22 protein-coding genes are annotated in these 23617 nt (G+C 42.3%); 10 read left to right on the top strand and 12 right to left on the bottom strand.

Annotated features, from left to right (window positions below; translation table 11 throughout):
• Positions 1 to 23 precede the first annotated feature (23 nt).
• Positions 24 to 941, bottom strand: a complete 918-nt coding sequence (locus FS818_RS07695; RefSeq protein ID WP_145331095.1) for an efflux RND transporter permease subunit — start codon at positions 939 to 941, stop codon at positions 24 to 26.
• 274 nt (positions 942 to 1215) lie between these two features.
• Positions 1216 to 1743, bottom strand: a complete 528-nt coding sequence (locus FS818_RS07690; RefSeq protein WP_145331093.1) for a DinB family protein — start codon at positions 1741 to 1743, stop codon at positions 1216 to 1218.
• 397 nt (positions 1744 to 2140) lie between these two features.
• On the opposite strand from FS818_RS07690, the gene FS818_RS07685 reads away from it, so the two are divergent.
• Complete coding sequence (locus tag FS818_RS07685) at positions 2141 to 3496, top strand: DJ-1/PfpI family protein (RefSeq protein WP_145331091.1); 1356 nt, start codon at positions 2141 to 2143, stop codon at positions 3494 to 3496.
• Between the two features lie 164 nt (positions 3497 to 3660).
• Here FS818_RS07685 and FS818_RS07680 read toward each other — a convergent pair whose 3' ends face one another.
• Positions 3661 to 4578, bottom strand: coding sequence for an iron-siderophore ABC transporter substrate-binding protein (locus tag FS818_RS07680; protein ID WP_145331089.1), 918 nt, complete (start codon positions 4576 to 4578; stop codon positions 3661 to 3663).
• Positions 4579 to 4728: 150 nt separating this feature from the next.
• On the opposite strand from FS818_RS07680, the gene FS818_RS07675 reads away from it, so the two are divergent.
• Both FS818_RS07675 and FS818_RS07670 read left to right on the top strand, forming a co-directional pair.
• Positions 4729 to 5676, top strand: a complete 948-nt coding sequence (locus FS818_RS07675; RefSeq protein ID WP_145331087.1) for an NAD(P)-dependent oxidoreductase — start codon at positions 4729 to 4731, stop codon at positions 5674 to 5676.
• On the top strand, positions 5636 to 6802 hold the full coding sequence (locus tag FS818_RS07670) for a MerR family transcriptional regulator (protein ID WP_260989866.1): 1167 nt from the start codon (positions 5636 to 5638) through the stop codon (positions 6800 to 6802). The genes FS818_RS07675 and FS818_RS07670 overlap by 41 nt, the downstream gene beginning before the upstream one ends.
• Before the next feature lie 116 nt (positions 6803 to 6918).
• Here the strand turns inward: FS818_RS07670 and FS818_RS07665 are convergent, their stop codons facing one another.
• Together FS818_RS07665 and FS818_RS07660 are read right to left on the bottom strand one after the other, a co-directional pair.
• Positions 6919 to 8352, bottom strand: a complete 1434-nt coding sequence (locus tag FS818_RS07665; protein ID WP_145331083.1) for an alpha/beta hydrolase family protein — start codon at positions 8350 to 8352, stop codon at positions 6919 to 6921.
• A gap of 101 nt (positions 8353 to 8453) precedes the next feature.
• On the bottom strand, positions 8454 to 8843 hold the full coding sequence (locus FS818_RS07660) for a winged helix-turn-helix transcriptional regulator (RefSeq protein WP_145331081.1): 390 nt from the start codon (positions 8841 to 8843) through the stop codon (positions 8454 to 8456).
• Between the two features lie 137 nt (positions 8844 to 8980).
• Between FS818_RS07660 and ahlS the strand changes: the two genes are divergently transcribed.
• Positions 8981 to 9829, top strand: coding sequence for an AhlS family quorum-quenching N-acyl homoserine lactonase (gene ahlS, locus FS818_RS07655; protein WP_145331079.1), 849 nt, complete (start codon positions 8981 to 8983; stop codon positions 9827 to 9829).
• A gap of 235 nt (positions 9830 to 10064) precedes the next feature.
• Here the strand turns inward: ahlS and FS818_RS07650 are convergent, their stop codons facing one another.
• From FS818_RS07650 to FS818_RS07640, 3 genes are all read right to left on the bottom strand, one after another.
• The gene (locus FS818_RS07650; RefSeq protein ID WP_186375432.1) at positions 10065 to 12362 is read right to left on the bottom strand and encodes a PAS domain S-box protein; all 2298 of its coding nucleotides are present in this window, start codon (positions 12360 to 12362) and stop codon (positions 10065 to 10067) included.
• Between the two features lie 240 nt (positions 12363 to 12602).
• The gene (locus FS818_RS07645) at positions 12603 to 13688 is read right to left on the bottom strand and encodes an L-dopachrome tautomerase-related protein (RefSeq protein WP_397351725.1); all 1086 of its coding nucleotides are present in this window, start codon (positions 13686 to 13688) and stop codon (positions 12603 to 12605) included.
• Positions 13689 to 13984: 296 nt separating this feature from the next.
• Positions 13985 to 14266 (bottom strand): hypothetical protein, encoded by a 282-nt coding sequence (locus tag FS818_RS07640; RefSeq protein ID WP_145331075.1) that lies wholly within the window; start codon positions 14264 to 14266, stop codon positions 13985 to 13987.
• A gap of 173 nt (positions 14267 to 14439) precedes the next feature.
• Here FS818_RS07640 and FS818_RS07635 point away from each other — a divergent pair, with 173 nt between their 5' ends.
• Genes FS818_RS07635 through FS818_RS07615 form a run of 5 tightly spaced genes read left to right on the top strand, consistent with a single transcriptional unit; the run spans position 14440 to position 16752 of the window.
• On the top strand, positions 14440 to 14682 hold the full coding sequence (locus FS818_RS07635) for a spore gernimation protein GerQ (protein ID WP_145331073.1): 243 nt from the start codon (positions 14440 to 14442) through the stop codon (positions 14680 to 14682).
• Positions 14683 to 14693: 11 nt separating this feature from the next.
• Positions 14694 to 15080: a spore coat protein gene (locus FS818_RS07630; RefSeq protein ID WP_145331071.1), complete on the top strand. Its 387-nt coding sequence runs from the start codon at positions 14694 to 14696 to the stop codon at positions 15078 to 15080.
• Positions 15077 to 16213 carry a zinc-dependent alcohol dehydrogenase gene (locus FS818_RS07625; protein ID WP_145331069.1) on the top strand — a complete coding sequence of 379 codons (1137 nt, stop codon included), beginning with the start codon at positions 15077 to 15079 and terminating at the stop codon, positions 16211 to 16213. Before FS818_RS07630 ends, FS818_RS07625 begins: the two co-directional genes overlap by 4 nt.
• Before the next feature lie 30 nt (positions 16214 to 16243).
• Positions 16244 to 16444 carry a hypothetical protein gene (locus FS818_RS07620; RefSeq protein WP_145331067.1) on the top strand — a complete coding sequence of 67 codons (201 nt, stop codon included), beginning with the start codon at positions 16244 to 16246 and terminating at the stop codon, positions 16442 to 16444.
• Positions 16445 to 16455: 11 nt separating this feature from the next.
• The gene (locus FS818_RS07615; RefSeq protein WP_145331065.1) at positions 16456 to 16752 is read left to right on the top strand and encodes a spore coat protein; all 297 of its coding nucleotides are present in this window, start codon (positions 16456 to 16458) and stop codon (positions 16750 to 16752) included.
• Positions 16753 to 16959: 207 nt separating this feature from the next.
• On the opposite strand, the gene FS818_RS07610 is transcribed toward FS818_RS07615, so the two are convergent.
• Positions 16960 to 17499, bottom strand: coding sequence for a GNAT family N-acetyltransferase (locus FS818_RS07610; RefSeq protein ID WP_145331063.1), 540 nt, complete (start codon positions 17497 to 17499; stop codon positions 16960 to 16962).
• Positions 17500 to 17702: 203 nt separating this feature from the next.
• On the opposite strand from FS818_RS07610, the gene FS818_RS07605 reads away from it, so the two are divergent.
• Positions 17703 to 19244 (top strand): glycine betaine uptake BCCT transporter, encoded by a 1542-nt coding sequence (locus tag FS818_RS07605; protein WP_145331061.1) that lies wholly within the window; start codon positions 17703 to 17705, stop codon positions 19242 to 19244.
• 132 nt (positions 19245 to 19376) lie between these two features.
• Here the strand turns inward: FS818_RS07605 and FS818_RS07600 are convergent, their stop codons facing one another.
• From FS818_RS07600 to FS818_RS07595, 3 genes are all read right to left on the bottom strand, one after another.
• Positions 19377 to 20264: an RCC1 domain-containing protein gene (locus FS818_RS07600; protein ID WP_145332801.1), complete on the bottom strand. Its 888-nt coding sequence runs from the start codon at positions 20262 to 20264 to the stop codon at positions 19377 to 19379.
• 193 nt (positions 20265 to 20457) lie between these two features.
• The gene (locus FS818_RS28715) at positions 20458 to 20619 is read right to left on the bottom strand and encodes a hypothetical protein (RefSeq protein ID WP_186331772.1); all 162 of its coding nucleotides are present in this window, start codon (positions 20617 to 20619) and stop codon (positions 20458 to 20460) included.
• Between the two features lie 208 nt (positions 20620 to 20827).
• Complete coding sequence (locus FS818_RS07595) at positions 20828 to 23536, bottom strand: glycosyl hydrolase family 95 catalytic domain-containing protein (protein WP_145331060.1); 2709 nt, start codon at positions 23534 to 23536, stop codon at positions 20828 to 20830.
• Between the last annotated feature and the right edge of the window lie 81 nt (positions 23537 to 23617).

Genomic DNA, 23617 nt, shown 5'->3' with positions numbered 1-23617 from the left:
CGCTTTTTGCCCAAGTATCCGAATTATTTATTGTTCAGAGTCCTCTTTTCCCCATATTTGTATAACAATACGAAGCTGAACATAAACAGACTTGCAAAAAGCGTGACAAGAGGCAAGCTCCACACTTTTTCTTCGGGAAATATAAAGGTTAGTAACGGTATAGCGTACAGAGCAGGAATGCGAGCATGAAAAAAGCGGGATATCAGGGCGACTACAATCATATTGATGGCTGCAGCCAGCACCTGCGAATCCACCTGCGTAAAAATGAGAACACCAACGGCAGCAGATAGTGTTAGCGTAAATGCTTGCTTAAACACAATTTTTGCTGTGTACATTGGCTTTTGGAGCGATTCGTAAAGGACTACAAAAATAGGCGGAATCACTGCCACTTGTTCATAACCCAGTAACCAGCAAATACTAAGCCAGCATATTGAAATTACTGGGAATATTACCATGTATTTGTATTGGATCATCGACTTGGTTGCGAGATTTTTATGAAGCTGAAACACAACAACTCCGGCCATTAAAGTCAATGTGAAACCAAGGACAATCCACACAAATGACCAATCCTCTGTATGAATAGCGAGTGGTAATAGACCTGTTGCAATGGCGGGTGCAAGATTCGAGCGTATTAATCTTAAAAACAACATCATGATCATTAGAGTAAGAACGATCTTGATTGGATAAAGAATCTGGAGCTGATTGATGACCAGACCTATCGTAGCTGTTACGGTTGGTGCAATGAAGATGACAGTGGGATGTCTAATCCACCCTGGTTCTCTGTATACCCACATGGCGATAGCCATCGCCGCAACCTCTGGTAAAATGATCTCTGAATGTTGTAAAATTTCGGATAAGCCAACCATGAATGAAATGAATAATATCGCAATAACGTAAGGCACCTTGCCTATTTTGTTCGTTGCGGGATCTGTTGCATTCATATGCTCCCCTTTCATTCCAACATAAGCCTTTGATGTTAGATAATCATAGCTATGATTCATATTCGGTTAAGCAGCATGCTGTTAGATTATGCTAACATGAACATTTTGATTGTTTTAAGTACCACTATAAGCATTTTTTTGCGTACCAATTTGGAGTTGTGGGGAAAGAAGACACTTCATTATGTAATGAGCTTCAGCGTTATTTTTTTAAAATGGTGATGTGTACAACATAAAAAAAGTCGCTAAATGAGCGACTTTAACACGATATATGAAATTAACTTCTATTTAAAATGCCGAGATAAGCACTCCAGGGTCCAACATCATTCCTGTATCTCTCCGCCATCACCCTAACAATCTGCGCAATATGCGTAAAATCATGAACGACCCATGCAGATAGAAGCTCCCTTAACTTTACCAGGCCAAACTCCGGATGCAAGCCCGTTTTCTCCAGATCAGGATACGAAAGAATGATATCGTTGAGTGAGGAAATACTTCTCTTTCTGATGTTGCTAAATTCCTGTAATGCCTCTTCTGTGGTTCGTTCCGATGTCTCCTTCAAGTGGGAGAAACGGTCAAAAGCAGGAAACAGCCGATGCTCCCCGTCCAACACGATCGATTGTACTCTCGGAATCCAGTTATGTTTCTCTGCTTCAATGAGATGTTCGATTACTTCTTTTGTATTCCAGGTTCCATCCCCTTCATTACTTCCCAGCCATCCGTCTGAAAGACCGGATAAGAAGTGCTTCAGCGTTTGCGGTGTACGTTCCAATATCTCGATAGCTTCTTGTAAACGGAAATTCATATGAATATCAATACCCCCTCTATTAAATAATACCTTCAATGAATAGTACTAGGAACATTCCTTTGAACTGTACTAGAGTCTCAAATGGAGGTTAACCATTGTTTCTTAACGTTTTCATTGCGATGTTGCTTAATAGTTTCTTTTCTTTAACGTTTGTCCCTATTCCTTCTTTTCAGAGCTTTTCAGATAAAAGTCACTATTTCAAAAAAATTTATCAATTCAAATTAGGAGTATAGCTCTAACGGGTCTTGTACATAAAATAGAACAGACTTAAGTCTAGTAGCTCATCCACCCGCAGCCAAGGGATGCAATCCGTCCTTGGTCAGGTGTGTATTCGATCCTCAATTGGTATATTTCTTGAGGTAAAATATTTTTTAGTCGGAAGGGGAACGGGCAAGTGAAAGTTTTGCTACGCATTTTGATGTATGTTTTAGTCGTTATTTTAATCGTGGGAGGATCAGGTGCAGTCGGTTTCATTCATACAACAAATGCTGGAATGTCCTTGTATAACCAAAGCAATCCTCCTGCATTAGATCAGGTAAAGAAACCTGCATACGATGCTAACAAGCCAACGGTAGCTGTTTTACTGTCTAATGAAGTAACGGAAGTTTTTGATTTTCTAGTCCCATATGAGATGTTTGCCCTCACAGGAAAGTACAACGTATTCAGTGTTGCACCAGATTCGGGGATCAAATCATTAACCGGAGGATTGGATGTCATCCCCCACTATTCCTTTGCTGATATGGACCAGATGCTTGGTAAAAGTCCAGATATTATCGTGATCCCTTTTATGCCGATCCTGGATGAGAAAAAATACGCTCCTGTCCGTGAATGGATTCGTAAGCATTCCAGTGAAAAAACGATTTTATTATCCATATGCAATGGTGCCGAGAATCTGGCCGATACGGGACTGCTAAACGGTAAAAGTGCTGCGACACACTGGGGAGATATTCAACGGTTGATTAAAAGTTATCCGGAAATCCATTGGGTAAAAGATCAGCGTTACGTTCCACAAGGGAACATCGTCTCTTCAGCAGGCCTTACATCCGGTATGGATGCGACCCTTTATGTCATTTCGCAACAATTAGGGGAGTCAGCCGCAAAACAGGTAGCGAATGAGCTCCATTATCCTTCCTACCATTATGTAATCGAGCCGAAGATGGAACCTTTCACGGCAGGATTGAGTGACATTACATATATTTTGAATCAATCCTATCAATGGAATAAGGTCAAAGCCGGCGTACTGTTATATCCAGGTGCTGATGAATTAGATTTGTCCGCTGCCTTTGATACCTATGGAGCATCTGGAACAACAACGACTTTAACGATATCGCTTGAACATCAACCGATCGTAACGAAGCATGGTTTGAATTTGGTTGCGCGTTATCAGATGAACGATGTTCCCTCACTATCCAAGATGATCGTTGTTGGCCCTCAAGCTGAGACTATAGCCGCGGAGGACATCAGGGTATGGAAACAATTATACAACAATACGGAATTGTTATTTTTACACAAAAATATGCAGGAAAGATTTGCAATGGACCCGGCATTTGAAGATTTAGCTAAACAAGAAGATGTTATGACTGCAAAATTTGCTGCCAAACGTCTCGAATATCGTGCCACAGACCATTTAAAGCTGGAAGGAGCCCCCTTCTCTAAGGAATCGTTTGGAATACCTGTTATCCTTGTTGTGCTCTCACTGTTGGTGGGTTATTTTTTGGATCGGCGATTTTTTGTTAAAAAGCAACGGTAACTTTGGTATTTGGCATTCAGGCAGCTTACAAAACAGATTGAAAGCTGTGACAAACTAAAAGACATGGGCAAGAAATACAAAGGAATCCGACTGTATTTCTTGCCCAATTTATTTAAAAAGGATGGCGGAGGAGTAACCCATTTCTCTAGCAAAAAGCTGCATCATTAGTTCATGCCGAGCTTTTCTAACACAAGATCAATCGATTTCTCCTTAATATGAGGAGCATCGCTAATGATCCATTGAGGTACAGTATAAATTTGTTTGTTCTTCATTGCCTTCATGTTGTTCCAGATCGAACTTTGGGTTAATTCCTCATAGATCTTTTTAGCTTCTTGATCTCCGCCACGCAGAGGGCGCCCAACCTGAATAAATATATGATCTGGATTTAGCTCAGGTAGCTGTTCAATTGATGTATTTTCAAAATTTTGGATCGATTCGGTTTGGGGTAAATATTGTAGACCTATATCTTTAGATAACGTTGCTCCTAAGGATTGAGTTGCGCCATAAATTCGAAGTACCTTGGGCATCACACGCACATAGAGGACAGTTTCAGCAGGATCAATCTTTGAGGTTAGGAGTTGCATTGAAGCAGTTGCCTTCTGATCATATTGGGCTAACCATTCCTCGGCTTCCTTGCTTTTTCCAAGCATGCTTCCGAGTTCGTGCAAAGATTTGCGCCAATCATCATTTTCGTTTGTAAGGATTGTGGGTGCAATTTTGGTCAACTGGTCGTAAATTTCTCTTCGGCTTTCCCAACCGATAATTAAATCCGGATTGATTTGAGAGAGTATTTCGAGATTAGGCTTATCTCCAAGATCAATGACACCATCTAATGCATCCTTCTCTAAATATTCAAGGTTCGTCTCTCCCATAAAGTTTGTCATAGCATAAGGTTTGATGCCAAGGGCTAAGAGAAAATCAGCAAGCTGCCAATTTAAAACGGCAATCCTTTTGGGCTCTCCAACAATTGTGTTTTCCCCTGCTTCACTTTTACCTTCACTTGTACTACAACCAGAAAGGAAAAGGGTACTCATCAGCAGTAGGAGTAAAGCAACCCTGAAGTATTTTTTTGTATGTAACAACGTTTCTCCCCCTATATATAGAATGCACACATTATAATGATAATAATTATCATTGTCAATTGAGCAACGAGATCAGCAAAGTCTTTTCCATTGCTCCAAAAGTTGTTTTATAATTTATAGGCACAGAAGAATATGAAAGGTGGTTTAGCAATGAAGATTCTCATTGTTGGCTATTTTAGCGAGATCTCAAAATTAAATATTTTAAGATGTTTTCCGCAAGAATGGAACATTGTCGTTGTTCCGCCTGGAAAAGAGATGCTGGATCATATTGAAGATTGCGATGTAATTATCCCTGAACATATTCAAGTGGATCACAGCCTGCTTTCTACCGCAAAAAAATTAAAATTGGTACAGACCGGTGCAGGATTTGATAATGTAGATGTCCCTGCCTGTACAGAGTTTGGGATCTGGGTGGCTAATGCTGCAGGAGTGAATGCACAAGCCGTGGCCGAGCACGTCATGGCACTGATATTTTCGTATTATAAAAACATACCGTTTCTGGATACCTTCATGAAAAACAAGATGGATGAAAATCATTTGGACTATAGAGGTAGTGAATTACAGGGCAAAACAATCGGCATTATCGGTTTGGGTGCTATCGGAAAAAAACTGGCTGCGTTTTGTAAGGCTTTTGACATGAATGTACTGGCTTATGCGAGAAACATCGATGTACAATCGAACGGTTTTGTGACAATGACGGATATCGATACTCTTGTAAGCACATCGGACATCGTCAGTGTACATATTCCTTTGAATCAGCAAACCAAACACCTGATCAACAAAGCGGTTTTCAACAAAATGAAGGATTCGTCTCTGTTTATCAATACCTCTCGTGGCGGGATTGTCAACGAAAAAGACTTGATTGATGCATTAAAAAACGGGGATATTTCAGGCGCATGCCTGGATGTATTTGAATCTGAACCGCTGCCTCTGGACAGTGAACTGCGGAATATGGAGAATGTAATACTTACTCCTCATACAGCAGGAATGCCTGATGGTCGGAAATTTCATAAAAAAAGATATGATTTCTTCATAACGAATATAAAACGTGTTGAAAATGGTGAAGAGCCTGAAAGCAAGCTCAATCAGATATTATAGTTTTGCTGCGATCAAGAGCCCGAAAAGTTGTTGTGTTGAGTCTCCCCTAACAGGAGATGATATACTATACAATCACAGAGGTGAAAAGGTTATGCAGCGAAAACAAAATGAGCGATCTACCATGCAAACATTAAAACAAGAAACAGCAGACAGTGTGTTATTTTCCATTGGAGAAACTGCGCAGATGATAGATTCTACAGTAAAGACGGTTCGTTATTATGATGAAATACACTTAGTGAAAGCATCTTTTGTAAATAACAGCGGGTACCGCTTTTACACAACCGAGGCCATATGGCGTCTACAGCTTGTTAAAACACTTCGTGAACTAAGATTCGGGATCGATGATATTAAGAAACTTCTTTCCGGGGAAATATCGATGGAGACCTCGCTGGATTGGCAAATAGAAACGTTACAAACGGAGGTTCAAGCACTGAATGGCATGATTGCGATTTTGCAAAATGCCAGAAGCACAGCTAACGATTATAGTAAGGATTCCAAGACGACTCCCTCCCCTCTTCTTTCGCACATTCATGAATTAGTTGATATCCAGAAGCAAAATCAACAAAACAGACAGCAATTCGTTTTAACCAAAATAGAAGAAATCGGATTTATGTCAACTATTCCAGCAGCATGGCAAGATGCTTTTTTCCATTACTTCAACCAGTACATCCTTCATCCGGAAAACCTGTCTGCCAAGCAACTCATGGCATGGAAGGAGTTAAAAGAGCTGATTAGCTCCCCTGAATTCATTGCTGATCTTCAAAGTGTAGAGTTTCTATTTGTTAACATCGCTCAGCATGCAATTTATACGACTAAGGAATGGGTCCGGCTCATGCACCGTATTCAGAAACGATTGAGTATTGCTCTGAAAAATAACTACGAACCTCATAGCAGCTATGTACAAGCCATTGTTGAGGATGCATTACAGCTATATTCCCACTCTAATGCTACGAATGACGGCAAGGCGTTTCTTCACACGATAAAAGCCCATATAGACAAACTCGAAACCGAAAATTTCAAACGATCCGTAAGGCTTTGTTCCAAGCTTAGCCCCAAATTTGAACAATTGTCCCAAAGAGACGACTTGTTATTTCGCGGCTTGAGATGGAAGCTTCAGCAGATCTAACCTGTAAGAAACCATAGAGAAGCCAGTCACCGTGACTGAAAACCATTGGTCAGAACAACATCTGACAACTTGGTTGCAGTTTAGAATGACTGGCTTTTTACTTCCGGATTTTCAGCTTATTTCTCGCCTTTTTCTAACGTAAACAGCGTATGCTCGCCTATATTTTGATCAAGTAGCTTCAATGGCTCCTGTTTCAAGAAGTGATTAAAAAAATCCAGCGTGTATGCATTGATAATCGGATGTGATTTTTTCAAGCTTATACCGCCCATCCATTCAAATAATGGCGATGTAAGATACAGATCGGAAAAGCCCATATGCGACATATCACGCAGTGTTAGCCAGTAATTCCCGTCATCTGTAATATGATCATATCGTTTGAATAAATCTGTCAATGAGGCAGTGAGTGCAGGATCTTTAACATGCTGCTCAAAATATCTGGATTGATCCGCACTCATCATTAGAAAAGGTTTATTGAAGCCCCCTTCAGGCACTCGCAGCTTTCCATAAAGCACCCCATCCATATTCAAGGCTGCCTTGATTCGAGGATCGGACATTAACATTTGTGTACTTGTTGCCCCGCCAAAGGAATGTCCAAACATTCCGATACGCTGCAAATCCATTCGGCCTGTAAAACGATGATCTGGATCATAAGCAGCCAGTTTTTCCACCTGACCTAAAACAAATTTGGCATCCTGTTCCCAAATCTCATTCGTTTGATCCATCATCTCGACCGTCTCATCTTGACCTGGAGTAAAGTAAACAACCGTACCGTCGGAAAATGGGGAAACCGTGCTGTTATAGGTATGGTCAATACCTACGACAATGTAGCCGTGACTGGCGATTTCCTCGATTTGGAATGTATTTTGATTTTTATGGCCATTCAAGCCATGTGAAAAAATCAAGACAGGGTAAGCTGCTTCCTGATCTGAGATGTCCACATTTTCAAGGGAATGTGTTTTTACATAGCGTATGTTGTTAAATAACTGCTTTGGCATATCTAAAAGTCGATGATAACCTTCTGCCAACAATGCCCCGTCTTGTACGTATGGGCTTATTTCTCCCTTTGAATCCTTATCGGCAGGGTACCAAATTTGAATTTTAAGTTTACGCTTATCCCCATCTTCTGGAGTAAAGGTTTCCTCTCTTGTTGCGTCTGTCCACTCATAAGATGTGGTTCCTATCTTATAATTTCCTGTTGGCTCGGCAAAAGTAAAAACAGGCAGTAGTATTGGCAGCGTGACAGCTACAAAAGCATAAATGATAGCTGCCGTCATTCCAATGCTCCTTCTCATTACGCTTGATTTAGAGCTTTTGGGCTGTGTAGACCATGGGAGTCTAGATCGCACAAGCATATAAAGTGGTACAACAGCAAGGGCGCAAGCAGGAATGAGCTGCCAACGGATGCCTTCCAGTATACCTTGCAGAAAAATGACAATAACCGATATACCGAGACTAATAAATAAGCCTCGCGCCTTTTTTTCTGTTCCAACCAAAATCCATCCCAAAACCGCAATGTTCCACAGGATGACAATAGCCTCCAGATTTCTCATATACCCAGCTCCTTTGTCGTGTTGCGACTAACTACTTAAGAGCAAGTATATGGTCTCCTGTAAAGGGAGACTCAAGTCCCTGTTTTGAGCGATTGCTCAGGCTATTCTTGAAAGGTATAAGCAGAATCATATTGAACTCGCGCCTCAACGACTTGAGTGTAATGCTCCCTTCCCCACTGCCTGATCTCTTTCATCGGCTCAAGCAAGGTTTCCCCTAATGTTGTTAGAGAATATTCGACAGTTATAGGTACTGTAGGTGTAATATGTCTTTGAACCAAACCATCTCGCTCCAGCTTGCGTACCGTTTGGGTAAGCATTTTTTTAGATATCCCCTCAATTCTCCGCAGTATTTCTCCATATCTGATCTTACCGTTTTCCATAGCATATATAACAAGTGCAGTCCATTTGTCAGAGATAATATCAAGAACTTTGCTATAGCCGCAATTGGATAACGAAATATCTGATTGTTTCGTTTTTGCTGAATGTGCCAAACCGTTCCCCTCCTATGCCCGCTGAAGTTCCCAGGACACTTTAAAGTGCCTACTTATATCATTTTATTTTTTGGATTACTGTATGTCTATACCAGGGGGTGCCCTGTACTATATTCCTTCGAAGGCGGGTAAATCACATGACAAACATCATTAAAAAGCGTCCCAAGTTATATGTGTTGGATAACGGTCGAATGAGCATGGATAAAAACTGGATCATCTCCATGCATAATCCGGCAACCATCCATAATCCGAATGCCCAGACACAATTTGTTGAATTTCCAATCTATACGGTACTGATTGATCATCCTGAAGGAAAAATATTATTTGATACCGCCTGTAACCCGAATTCGATGGGCGTTCAAGGGCGTTGGGCACAGTCGACTCAACTGTCGTCTCCGTGGTCAGCAAGCGAGGAATGTTACCTGCATAATCGTCTGGAGCAGCTAAGGGTTAGACCGGACGAAGTCAAGTATGTCATTGCCTCCCACTTACATCTGGACCATGCAGGATGCCTCGAATTGTTCACGAATGCGACCATTATCGTGCATGAGGATGAATTTAATGGAGCGCTGCAGACCTACGCCCGTAATGAGAAGGAAGGAGCCTATGTGTGGGCTGATATCGATGCATGGATCAAGAACCAGCTTCAATGGAAAACAATCAAACCGGGAGAAGACAATCTAGAATTGGTAGACGGTATCAAAATCCTGAATTTCGGAAGCGGTCATGCATGGGGAATGTTAGGTCTCCAGATCGATATGCCAGAAACCGGCGGAATTATTTTAGCTTCCGATGCCATCTATTCTGCGGAAAGCTTTGGTCCGCCGGTCAAGCCACCTGGAATAATCTATGATCTGATCGGCTACCGAAACACCGTGGAGAAAATTCGTGTTTTGGCCGCGCGCACGAGATCCCAAGTGTGGTTCGGGCATGATGCGGATCAATTCAGTACTTTGAGAAAATCTACTGAAGGATACTATGAATGACTCAGGCGTGGCACGACTGCCGATTTTACGTTGGTAAAAGAGTTAGAGGAGTCCGCTATATAACTAATTCGTCAGGAACGTGGTGAATGGGCCGTATTCGAGGAGTAAAGTTTGTAGTAAGAATGTTTAACCTAAACTGAAATTAGTATTACGTGTCTCTAACAGATGCCGCAGTCTAAGATATTATTTTCCAGTATAAGACTGCGGCTGGTTATTTCCACATGAACTTTTGTAATTACGAATGATTCATCTGTTTTTTGTTATAGTACGTCTCTATCACTTGATATATAGATTCACTTTTGATCGGTTTACTAATGTATTCATCCATTCCTGCCTTCAAGCATCGATCCCTATCTCCTCTTAGAGCATTTGCAGTCACTGCAACAATATAAGGACATTCTTCAGAAGATAGCTTCTCTTTAATTGCTCGTGTTGCTTCAAGTCCATCCAATTTTGGCATGTGCACATCCATAAACACGATATCGTATACATTTCGTTGGACAGCCTCTATAGCTTCTTTTCCGTCCACGACATGATCTACGAAGTGTCCCTTTTTCTCAATCATTTTACTGAGGACGAGCTGATTCATTTCATTATCCTCCGCAATCAGAATATGGAGAGGGGTGCCTCTACTCTTTTTTTGAGAGGACTCTATGTGCTGGCCAACGTCCTCATTTTTTATTTTAAAGCAGGCTGTGAATACAAACGTTGTGCCAGGTTCATCCGAATCCTCAATCCATATATCTCCATGCATGAGTTCTATCAATTTTTTGCTGATCGCCAGTCCCAATCCCGTTCCTTGCGTTTTGCGGGTCATATAGTTATCCAATTGGTAGAATGGCTCAAATAATTGCTGCCTTTTCTCTACCGGGATCCCTACTCCTGTATCTTTGACTTTAAAATGAAGATATACGTTTTCCTCACATTGTTCTTTAACCCTTGCTTCAATGTCTACACTGCCTTCCAGAGTAAACTTCACAGCATTACCGATGAGATTAGTAAGTACTTGTTTTAAACGAGGTGCGTCACCATATAGCGGTATTGGAAGCGCCTCATCCAAAGAAATATGAATATCTAACTTCTTTTCTCGGATCAAAGGTTTTACGATCTGCACCGTTTCTGTCACGATTTCTTGAAGATCAAATGGATCAACTGCTAAATCGGTTTTCCCAGACTCGATTTTAGAAAAATCGAGGATGTCATTAATAATCGTAAGTAAGGAATCTCCACTTTTTTGAATGATCTGAATATATTCCTTCTGCTCCAAGCTTAGACCCGGCGTATCCAGAAGAAGATCTGTCATTCCGATCACACCATTCATGGGTGTTCGTATTTCATGGCTCATCATCGCCAAAAAATCGCTTTTCGCCTGATTCATTCTTTCAGCTGTTTCTTTTGCGACAAGAAGCTTTTTCTGTTCGGTAATGTCCTTGGCCATTAAATAGTAACCGACATTGACATTGTTAATAATAATTGGAGCAAGGGTTGCCAATACTTCCGTTTCACGGCCGTCCCTGTGCAAAACATGGTTCATTTTCTTCTCAGCCAAATCATAGTGATTCCGCAGAATGAGGCCTAGATTGCTAGCTCCAATAAATCGTCCTATACTTTTCCCAACCATCTCGTTTACTTCGTAACCTGTCATCTTTACGGCCGCTGGGTTGGCGTTAATAATGTTTCCACTCATGTCGAATGAAATAATAGCGTCATGATTATACTTTTTAAGCGAGGTATAACGTTCAATGGTTTCTTGAAGCTTGAATTCGATCTGTTTCTGATCGGTAATATCCTGAAGCACGCCTTTTAACTCTATGGGCTGTTGGTGTTCGTCAAAATTGATTAACCCACGTAATTGAATATATTTTACGCTCTCTTTTGAGCGAGTAGATTTAAATTCAAAAACAAATGGACTGCTTTGCGCTGCGTCTTTTATTCTTTCCCGTAAAGATGCTGCATCGGCAGGACTCATTACCTTATAGACATCTTTTGCACAGAAATATTGGTTAATTCGGTCAAGTTCAAAGATCTCCAGCACCTGTTTGGAAATGGTGATCTGATCATGAACTACATCCCATTTCCAACTTCCAATCTTCGCCAGGCGTTCGGCATTGATGCCAATGCCTTCACTGTGCGAAAGTCTTTGTTCAGATCGGATACGATCCGTAATATCTACAATATAGCAAATGAAGTAAATGATTTCAGACGTTACTTCGTCACGGACTGGAGTTACATGAAATGAACACCACAACTCTTCGCCATTCTTCTTAATGCAGCGAATGTCGTATATATTTTCTTTGGCTTTGTTGTCAAACATTCCAGCTTCTTTAATAACATCCTTCGAAGAATCCTCCGGGTGTGTTAAATCCTGGCCGCGGAGCTCCAATAGTTCTTCACAAGTGAAACCGGTCATATGGCAAAAAGCAGGATTCACTTTCAGCCAATTTCCTGCCGGAGCTATGAGAGCAACTCCAATCGGTGTATGGTTATATATTTGCTCGAAGCATTCATGGTGCTTAACCTTCTGAACCTGCATTGAAAGCTCTCCCCTACACGTCATTTTAAGATATACAATCATTTTCCCAAAAGCATAATTCTTTGTAAATTGAACGGTATTCAGCTTTCGACTACAATCTACTATTCAAATTTACCACAAATAGTATAGATTCATATATAATTATACATAGTTACAACAAATAAAGGCAGTAGATCATGGTGATCCACTGCCTCTTTTGGTTGGTGTTGTATCGTTTCCCTTTGAAGAGAGTTTTAATTATCAAAATGTAGGTGCAGGTAATTCATCTATTTTCAAACGCAATAAAATGTAAGGTTTTTCTCGCAGGTCTTTTCCATAATGAAATCTTGCCTGCCTATGTAATTGGTTCACAATTACATATAAATATTGATCCGGGCCAATCGAGAAGGTATCCGGCCATAACATTCGGGGATCATGGGCAATGGTTTCCATGACTCCATTGGGCAATATTTTTCGAATGCTATCGTTCTCATAATCTCCGGCATAAACGTTTCCCTTCGCATCCGTGATCATGCCATCCGATGCACCCTTCTCTCCCCAATACTGCACAAAATCACTTAACTTAAAATCGGGTATTGCTCTGTCTCTTAAAGATTCTGTTGAGATCGAATATAGCTGGCGACTGGTCAACGGACAATAGAATAACATTTTTCCATCCGGAGAAATGGCTATACCATCAGAGGCCAAACGAAAGGGCGATGTCGAACCATCCGCGTTACGATTCATCAGGATTCTACCTTCCACTTTCGGTACAAAATACGGGTCAGGTGAGGTAGAACTTGCTCCATTCAACCGTCTATACGCATTTCCGCTATCCAAATCCACGACGATAATGGCGCCTGGACCATTGGAAGAAGAATCCGTTATATAGGCGTAACCTGCTTTGCCTACACGAAAGTCAAATCGGACATCATTCAGATACGTTGTCGGCAAGACAACCTCTTCTGTAAATGTATATACTTTTCTTATCTTATTTGTGCTTAAATCTACGGCAACTAATTTTGCCCCTCCTTTAACGGGTTCGGAAAAATTGGGTGCAGCCGTATCCAGTATCCACAGGGTTCCCCTTCCATCCGCAACTATACTTTGCACACTGATGAGGGACATCGCGATATTCGAAGGGTTGAATAAATTCGTTTCTGCATTGGGATAAGGCTGCAACTGACCCTCAACAATTTCCGCTACCGTAAATCTGACATCATCTCCCCACTTCGGAAAACAAACAAAGATACGACCGGTTTCGGAAACACTAACGCCTGTAGGCATAGCCCCATAAAATGAATGAACGAGTTCTAACTTACCAAAATATTCTTCCATAGGTAACATCGTTTTTATCATTTCCTCCTTAACCATAGTTGAATAGATATTACCTATAATATGTTCAAGACTTTTTCTAATACCTGGCCTTCAATCATTCTTTTTCAACCTGCTTCTTAAAACGGTCCGAACCAACTTAAAAAACAAAAAACTTCGGCGCAAGCCGAAGCATTTTGATAGTGACTATATGTGTGCTAGGAAAAATGCTTCCTCCAATCGTCAATGCAGAGTAAATACCCATGCATATGTTATCGGAGAAGATTCGGAAAAGAAGGAAAAACGCTGTGACCAGCACCACGGCCGTTTTATTGTTGGTCCGGCAGACGTAATGCGTTTGCTGAAGTTTGCGCTTGATCTAAAAATTCTTCTGCTCGGGTTATCTGCTGCCCGGCCTTCTCCAACGCTTGTGAATCCGTTGCCGCATTGGCTCCATTGACCGAGCTTATAGCCTGATTTAAAGCCGTCTGCACCTCAGAAACCGCGTTAGATGCATGCTGCTCCAGTGTATGTCCACTCGAGTTTAGCGAACCTTCTGCTGGTTTTTTTGCGTTTTCGGTAGCTAGATCAACCTTGTTTTGATTGGGCAAAGTGAGACCTCCTCCCTTTGTAAACAACAATAAGTATCGGGTTAAAAATTAGTTTATATTCTAGCAAATAAATAGGAATATGAGGTTTTTAATCCACTTAAATCCATTTAAGTATAGGATCTGATCTGATGGAAAGTCTAACATTGATGAGAAAAGGAGGTGATCATTCCTCGATGAATAATCCAACGTTAGCGCCGCACGAATCGATGGAATTGCATGAAGCATTGAATTTTAAAACGCTGTGTCTCGCTAAATCAAAACTGATGCAAGGCCTGGTCTTTGACCAAGAGCTAAAAGCTTTAATGGAAAAAGACGTAACGCAATCCTTGCAACAGATCGCCGAGTTACAAGCCATTTACGCGAAAGCTCCTTTCCAAGCGCCTGTTCCGAATAGCCCTACACCTATAACACATTAAGGGGAGCTCAAATGAATACCGATTATTTAGACCCAATTAATGCTTTAAATATGCCGGAAATGGCCGATATGACCTTTGCCATGGATTTCCTTGTTCGTGCCAAGGAGGGTGTGCGTAATTTGTCTATCGCCCTGACAGAAACGGCTTCGCCAGATGTAAGAGCCCTGTTGCGTGATCACCTGAAACAGGGGATTGCAATGCACCAGGAAATTACGGAGCTCATGATTCGCAAAAAATGGTTCCATCCTTACGAGCTGAACGAGCAATATCAACTTGACCAGCTTTCAGCTAACAATACGGTGATGATCGGGCAGATGAATCTGTTCCCGGGTGATACGTCACGTAAAGGGATGTTTGATCGGACCCCAGATGAACATATTGGAGGACACCAAGCATGAAGGCGGTAACATATCAAGGGGTTAAAAATGTCGTGGTCAAAGAGGTTCCGGATGCAAAGATTGTGAAACCGGACGATATGATCGTAAAGATCACCAGTACCGCCATTTGCGGCTCTGACCTTCATCTGATTCACGGGATGATCCCTAACCTTCAGGAGAACTATGTCATCGGTCATGAGCCGATGGGGATCGTAGAAGAAGTAGGTCCTGGCGTGACAAAGGTAAAAAAAGGCGACCGTGTAATCATTCCGTTCAACATTGCATGCGGAGAATGCTTTTTCTGTAAAAATCAGCTGGAAAGTCAATGTGACACTTCCAACGAGCATGGGGATATGGGTGCATATTTCGGTTACTCTGGAACGACCGGCGGATATCCTGGCGGGCAAGCCGAGTATTTACGGGTTCCGTTTGCCAATTTCACTCACTTCAAAATTCCCGAAAACTGCGAACAACCGGACGAAAAGCTAAGCTTGATCGCTGATGCCATGACTACGGCATTCTGGAGCGTAGATAATGCTGGCGTGAAAAATGGAGATACGGTCATCGTTCTTGGGTGCGGCCCAGTAGGACTCCTGGCCCAGAAATTCTGCTGGCTTAAAGGAGCCAAGCGGGTCATAGCCGTTGACTATGTCGATTACCGCTTACAACACGCGAAGCGAACGAATCATGTCGAAACCGTAAACTTTGAACAAGATAATAACATTGGCAACACTCTTAAGGAAATGACCAAAGGCGGCGCCGATGTCGTGATCGATGCGGTGGGCATGGACGGCAAGATGAGCGATCTTGAATTTCTAGCCAGCGGTTTGAAACTGCAAGGCGGAACCATGAGTGCGTTTATCATTGCATCTCAAGCGGTCCGTAAAGGCGGAACCATCCAAGTCACAGGGGTATACGGTGGCCGATATAACGGTTTCCCGTTAGGTGACATCATGCAGCGTAACGTGAATATCCGTTCCGGACAAGCTCCCGTTATTCACTACATGCCGTATATGTATGAGTTGGTTACGTCTGGCAAAGTAGACCCGGGCGACATTGTTACGCACGTCATTCCACTTAGCGATGCCAAGCGGGGGTATGAAGTGTTCGATACAAAAACGGACAATTGCATTAAAGTCATTTTAAAGCCTTGAATATGGACAGACCACGGGAGGACAATCGGAATGAATTCCAAATATGCCTTACATGAAATGCTCGAGGTACATGAAATAGCTGCATTCAAGACGGTTTGCGTGACTAAATCCAAGACCATGCAAGCTTTGGTCACCGACCCGGAGCTGATGCAAATTTTGCAGCAAGATATGACATTATCCCAACAGCAGCTTCAGGAACTCGGTGAAGTGCTGTCTAAAGCGACTGTATAGGAGATAAAAAAATGAACCCAATACTAGAACACATGTCAGGTCTCCATACGCTGACTGATGATGTGATTGCAATGGATTTATTGATAAACGCGAAGAGCGGAGTCAGAAATTACGCCATGGCTGTGACCGAATGCGCCACCCCCGAAATCAAGCAAATTTTGATGAAACACCTTGACGAAGCCATAGACTCTCATGAAAAAATATCTAATTATATGGTGAAGCAAGGCTTATACCACCCTTACAATATGCCTGAACAAATTCAGCTCGATCTGAAAAACATTCAAACGGCTATGAATTTGCTGCCCTGAGAAGGCTTAACTCTAATGGTCAGGTCCGATTTAATTGTTACAAACTTCTGAGTACACTATGTTTCTGTGAAATCCGATAACAAGTTCGTGCCCGTAGCTCAGGTCACGGACTTGTACCAATAAAAATAAAAAACCTATAATATAGCGACTTCAGAAGGAATATGTTCTTTTACCACAGCTTGTTTGTAATAAATTGGGATTTTTAACTTAATATAAATACCCTAACAAATCTAAATTCCCCTGTACCCACTCTTTGTTTCCAACCTTCTTAATCATTAATCCATTAATGGATTCGCTCCCTATATCTATGGTATTCTGTGATCCATGATTTATTTTCAACCAAGTACAGTTGTTTTCCACCGTTTGATACCCGTTTTTTGTATACAAATTCGTATTATCTGCAAACCATAGTATAAAGTCTACGATCCCCTTTTTGGATAATCGATCTACTTCTGATAACAATAAGGAACCTATTCCTTTGGAGCGGTTATTTATCGAAACACATAAATCAATTAGACCTAGCACTTTTATAATTTCTCCATTTAAATTCATTACTCTATAGTCTAGACCAACGTGTCCCACAAGTTGATTCTCTTGATTAAACGCAAGAAATCTAAGATGGGGCAATTGCTTGAAATAGATTCGATTTGTCGGGTAAATTTCAGGAAAACAACGATTCAATACATTTTGTATATCGGCTTCTAATTTCTCGTCAATATTATATTCATGCACTTGTTTTATTTTCAAATGACCACTCCTGTTACTATAGGTCTTATATAAAGACTACCAACATTCAATTTTGTTTCGCTAGTATATATTTAGGTGAGGATGTTTCAATATACGTTGGTTTGTTTTATTTTATCAACAGCTGGCTTTTCGCATGATTACAAGCAGGACTAGCACATACTAAGGAACAGTTTGGTAAAAGCATACATAACGGAGGTCTCATCATGGTATTTACAATCACAATTATCATCGTTGCACTATTTGCAATATGGGGAGCGGTGGCACCGAATCAGCTGGCGGATGTAGCTAATGTAGCTTACAACTTCTCGATTCAAAATTTTGGCTGGTTCTATTTGCTGGCGACACTGTTTTTTCTGATCTTCGCTTTTTATTTGGCTTTCAGCCGATTTGGCGGTATTAGGCTTGGGGATGACGATGATGAACCGGAATATTCTACGATTTCCTGGCTGTCCATGCTGTTTAGCGCGGGTATGGGCATTGGACTCGTTTTCTGGGGTGTTGCTGAACCGCTCTCCCACTATTTATCTGCACCAGAAGGAGCAGCATCCGGGACTACGCAGGCAGCCAGACTTTCAATGCGGTATTCCTTTTTTCACTGGGGGCTGCATCCTTGGGCGATCTACACCGTCATTGGTTTAGCACTTGCTTACTTCCAGTTCCGGAAAGGCTACAAAGGTTTGATCAGCTCCACCTTTATTCCTCTGATCGGTGAGCGACTTGCTGCTGGCTGGCTTGGTAAGGCCATTGATATACTGGCGGTCATCTCCACTATCTTTGGTGTGGCGACCTCGCTTGGATTGGGCGCGCTTCAGATTGGCGGGGGGCTGAGTCATTTATTTGGAATTCCTAATACGACAATAGTTCAGGTTGTTATTATCACCGTTGTAACTGTACTTTTTTTAATCTCGGCGACTTCCGGTCTGGATAAAGGGATTAAGATTTTAAGCAACACCAACCTTGTGATCGCTGTGTTATTAATGCTTTTTGTATTGGTGACTGGCCCAACAACGTTTATCTTCGATACATTCACGACAACCATGGGCAGTTATTTACAGAATATTATTAACATGAGTTTGAGACTGACGCCGTTTTCAAGAGAAACCTGGATCGGAGCCTGGACGTTATTTTACTGGGCATGGTGGATTGCATGGGCTCCCTTTGTTGGTACGTTCATTGCGAGGGTATCAAGAGGTAGAACCATTAAGGAATTTGTAATTTACGTCTTGCTTATTCCAAGCCTTTTCGGATTTATCTGGTTCTCCGTCTTCGGCGGAACTGGACTTCACCTGGAATTGTTTGATGGCGTGCGTCTGGCAGAGGCTGTCAAGGAAGATACAACAACTGCTTTATTCCTTATGCTGGAACAGCTGCCTTTAGGCACGATCGTAGCATTTATCGCTACAATCTTGATTATGATCTTCTTTGTTACATCGGCTGATTCGGCTACCTTTGTACTCGGCATGCTGACTTCAGACGGTACGCTGAACCCGAGTAATCGAGTGAAGCTAACTTGGGGAATTCTTCAGTCCGCTATCGCGGTCGTACTGTTGATCAGTGGAGGATTGAATGGCCTACAGACGGCCTCTATAGTGGCCGCATTGCCATTCGCTGTTGTTCTGATCGGGATGTGCGTCTCTCTTCTCAAAGCTTTGCAAGCGGAGGATCGCGAGCGTCGTCAGAAGGAAAAACGGCAACGCCAAATGCTGAAACGAATGCTTGAAGAGCAAGATAACCTGCAAATCTAACCTGCAAATCTAAATCTCAAATTTCAAGCAGGTCATGTATGTCTCGGGTTTTAACGTATACAACCTTTATAGAAAGACAGTGAGGACACCCACCTTTGCGTGGGTTTTCTTTTATATCATTTTATTTTATTGTTAATGTTGGATGTTACTCCATTCACTTACATCACTTTGTCTATAATCATTATCGCCCACCGCAACCATCGTACCATCCGATTTCATTCCAATGGTATGGGCGCATCCTGCTGAAATTGCTCTAATCTCATGCCATTCACTTACAGCGCATTGCTGATGTTTATTTGAACCCGCAGCAATGACCGTACCGTCCGATTTTAGAGCAACCGTATGATAACTTCCCGCTGCAATGGCCACAACATCCCGCCATCCTTTTACGTCGCATTCACCTTCCTTATTCCTACCTGCAGCCACAACCGTACCATCCGATTGAAGCCCAACCGTATGAAGATACCCGGCGGAGACGGCTAATATGTTGCTCCAGTCGTTAACATTACATTGTCCATACTTATTGTTGCCTGCGGCTGTTACTGTACCGTCTAGTCTGAGACCGACTGTATGCCAGTCCCCTGTCGTGACCGCTATAATGTCGCGCCAGCTGTTAACATCACACTCCCCTTCGTTATTTCGCCCCACCGCAACCACCGTTCCATCTGACTTAACCCCGACAGTACGGCACCAACCTGCTGAAACAGAAACAATATCGCGCCATTCGCTTACATTGCATTGCTCATGTTTATTCCAACCTGTAGCTATTACCGTACCATCCATTTTAAGGCCAACGGTGTGGGCATTCCCCGTGTTTGCAGCCATATGAACATTTGCAGCATCAACTGCGACGATATTGCTCCAATTGCTGACTTTACATTGTCCGTATTTATTATCACCCACAGCTGTTACTGTACCGTCTGCTTTAAGACCAACGGTATGACGACGACCCGCCGCTACAGTAGAGTTGCGAAGGCGTTTCGTGTCAAACCATGCTTTTTCTCCTGAATTGTAGTCCATATCGCCCTCCACCAATAGAAATCCTGCTTCTCCCTCCATTTACTCAAATCATCTTTCGAACAATGATGTTCAAGGGGATTATTTGTACTAATGAAAAAAACCTCAGATGATATAACTATTCTGAGGTTAATCCATTAATTATGTTATTGAAATTCTATCATGTTGCAAACTTTTGATTCTAGTGACTGTCGTGTCAGTTGTTTTCAATACCTTTGATGACTTCAACCTTCTTATCCCCTGCTGATTTTGCTGCCTCTAATGCCGTTTTACCTTGGATCGCAACGATTACACCAGTCGCTAACATAGAAACGATTAAAGTTGCACTCAGGGCTGTGGAAATTTTCTTCTTGACCATAACGATACCTCCCATATTTTTATGAAATTTGTTCTGTTAAAGCAAATGAGTTATGAAGCAAACTTCACTGAAGAATAACAATATTTCACTTTATTGTTGGGTAATTTCATCTAGTGATTGTATTATAACCTACTGATAATATTTGTAAAAGGTATTTGCTACTGTTACAATATTGCCGTTTTCCACTTCTTTGAGATTTAAGCCCTATTCAAGTCCTACGGAAAACAATCGAAGTCTCCTGGTTTTCTTGCAGTGTTAAGTTCACATATTGCTGTCTGCCATTCATGTGTACTTGTGCCCCCACTCCATCAACCAGCGCGGTTGTCCATGGCAATCCCGAACTCAGTCGAATGGCGTTATCCTGAATAAGTGAAGACAAAACTACGCTTATTGTCCCGGTTGCTTGATCCCATGACAAACGGCTTACTTTCACTTGTGTTCTTGCCATTAGTCCGTCGACGTTACCGGACACCCAGTCTGAAGAAAGTGCAGGCAAGACTTCAATCTCTCCCGTGTTGGAATAGAGCAGTGCTTCCTGTACCGCAGCAACTACACCAAAAGCGGTGTCCGTACAATAACAATGATTTCTACGGTTGGTATCATGATCGGTCATCAAAGAATCATAATAACCTTCTGCGGTCATCATCGGCAGGAGTGAATGAAGGACACCATCTGCATTTTTTAAGCGTGCATGTACGAGTGCCTTATGCATCCAGCCATGTCCTGCTGTTGCATCCGTTGTGTTAAACTGGTCTCTGTTTGCCAGAGCTACAGCAGAAGCCGATGCAAGGTCAGCATCACTGTGGGTTTCATACGCAGGCCAGGCAGCATATAAATGGCTCAGATGCCGGTGATTGTTGTTTTCAATATACTCGGCCATGGCCCACTCACAGAGTGCACCATCTTTATCGTAACGGTATGCTGGTAATTGTTCCATCAATTTGTTCCACTTGTCTACCGCTTTCTCATATCCCCGGCGCTTTAAAGCCATCTCCGCTTGAATAACCATATTTAATCCATCTCGTGCAGCAGAAATGTCCATCGTAGCGTTTGCGGTGATGGTACTGTTATAACCGATTGGATGATTTTCAGGAGAATACGTAGGAATAATCATATAACGCTCACCAGCAAGCAATGATTGTTTGCCTGGCTCATAACGCGATTGTCCCGTAACATCTGTGAAATACTCAGGTGTACAGATTTGTTCCCAGAAGTTAGCTTGCTTGGTGAGCAGCGGTAGCAAAATATCTTGAAGCAGATTGAGCGTACCGCGTTCCTTCAAACTTAAGAATGCCTCATCGGATAAGCCGTTGTCATGAACAGATAAAAGCGATTGCAGACGATCGATGTTCATCTCCTCCACAATGGGAATATCGCGATTGCCGAAACATTGCCAGTATTCAAAAATAGGAAGTAAACACCAGCTCGCACCGGCATTCCAGTATTCAAAAGGATAGTCGTTATCATATTCGACATGCATAGCACGATCTCCGTCCGAGTTAACACTTACCTGAATCGCATCATGCATGCCGTAGGCCATACGGGCATTAGCTTCGAAATCCGGGGCATTTCTGAGGAAAAATGAGACGTACCCAAGCTGAGCTTGTGTCAGACTCCCCGTATTCATGGCTGCGACCTGCAGGTTCACATTCGCATCAAGTGTGTAAATGCCTCTCCATCCCGGATTCCATTCGCCTGTCCACATCCCGTATAAGCGAGGTGCGCTGCTTCCGCTGCAACAGATCATAGCATACCGTCCCTGGTTATAGACCTGTTCCATAAAAGCATGATTAATTCGGCTTGGGGATGCCTGTTGCAGTTCAATGAGTTTCAGATTATCCACATCTTTGTGTTCCTCATCGCCACCCAGAGCAAAACGTACAGTATTAAATTCACGGGAATGCCATGCGGCATGTAATGAAAGTGCCTGTTCATAATCAAATGCACATTGTGCATGACTATACTTCTGCACGACCGACTGGGTGTGCTGTAACAGCTCATCTACAAGGAAGTAGCTTGAACAGTCGGCAAAGTTCTCTATACTGCCCATTTCATGAGTTCGTCCCGAAGTTGTGATCAGAAATACGGCATCCGCATCTTTAATCTGAATTGCCGGGTTTTGTTCCTGCCCTACATTCATCTCCTCGCCTGAGCCTTCCAGCACAATACGTTCCTTCGTACCATTAACAACAATAACCTGAGTGACTCCGGCATATCCTCCATGGCACAACTCACTGCCTGCATAAGATGGATAATGGGCCACTTGAGCAAGATAACGGGCTTCGGGGTCCACCAGTTTTTTGTATCGAAGTGCACGAACTTCGGACATCCCATTATGTGCTCCATCCATATGTGAAATATCATCAAGCTGCAATACCATATTTATTTTTTTGCCGAGATCGGAATGCTCCAGCTTGGTGATGGACACGTCATCTATTCTGGATGTAAACGAAGTCCGTACCCACAGGCCGTCGTTATCACGATATTTTACGCCAGTTTCAGCCGTTTCATAGTTCGTCCAACGTTTATAATCTGAAACTTGTCCTCTGTTTATCATGTTCAAGCGAAGCTGATGACCCGGATGGTAACTGTAATAGAATGTTCTTACACGGGTCTCGCCATTGTCGTGTTTGATTTTCCATTGGTCATTCTGTTCAAACACATTTTGTCTGGCTTCCTGCAATTGACTAGTCAGTTCTGGTGGTATCTCTCTGGGGTCAGCGGAAGGGAAATTGAACCACATATGTTGAAAAATAAAGCTGTCGGAATACGGTGAACCTGACGTGATATAGCCGTTTCTTCCATTTCCACTTACCATGCCATCTCTCCAAGCGTGCCCCGGATTTAAAACGGGTATTTCGGTATAATGCAGAGCATAATTGCCTCTATTGTACAGATTAGTTCTCGTTTTTCCCAACTTCTTCTCCCCCGTTTCCTATTCATGGATTCATAGATATAATTATAGAGATGAGCAAGGGAGTTGTGTTATCACAAGAGC

Origin of the sequence: Paenibacillus xylanexedens, from assembly GCF_007680605.1 — a bacterium.
GTDB classification, from domain to species: Bacteria; Bacillota; Bacilli; order Paenibacillales; family Paenibacillaceae; genus Paenibacillus; species Paenibacillus xylanexedens_B.
The sequence above is the reverse complement of the archived record's forward strand: the minus strand, read 5'-3'. Positions and strand labels throughout refer to the sequence as shown.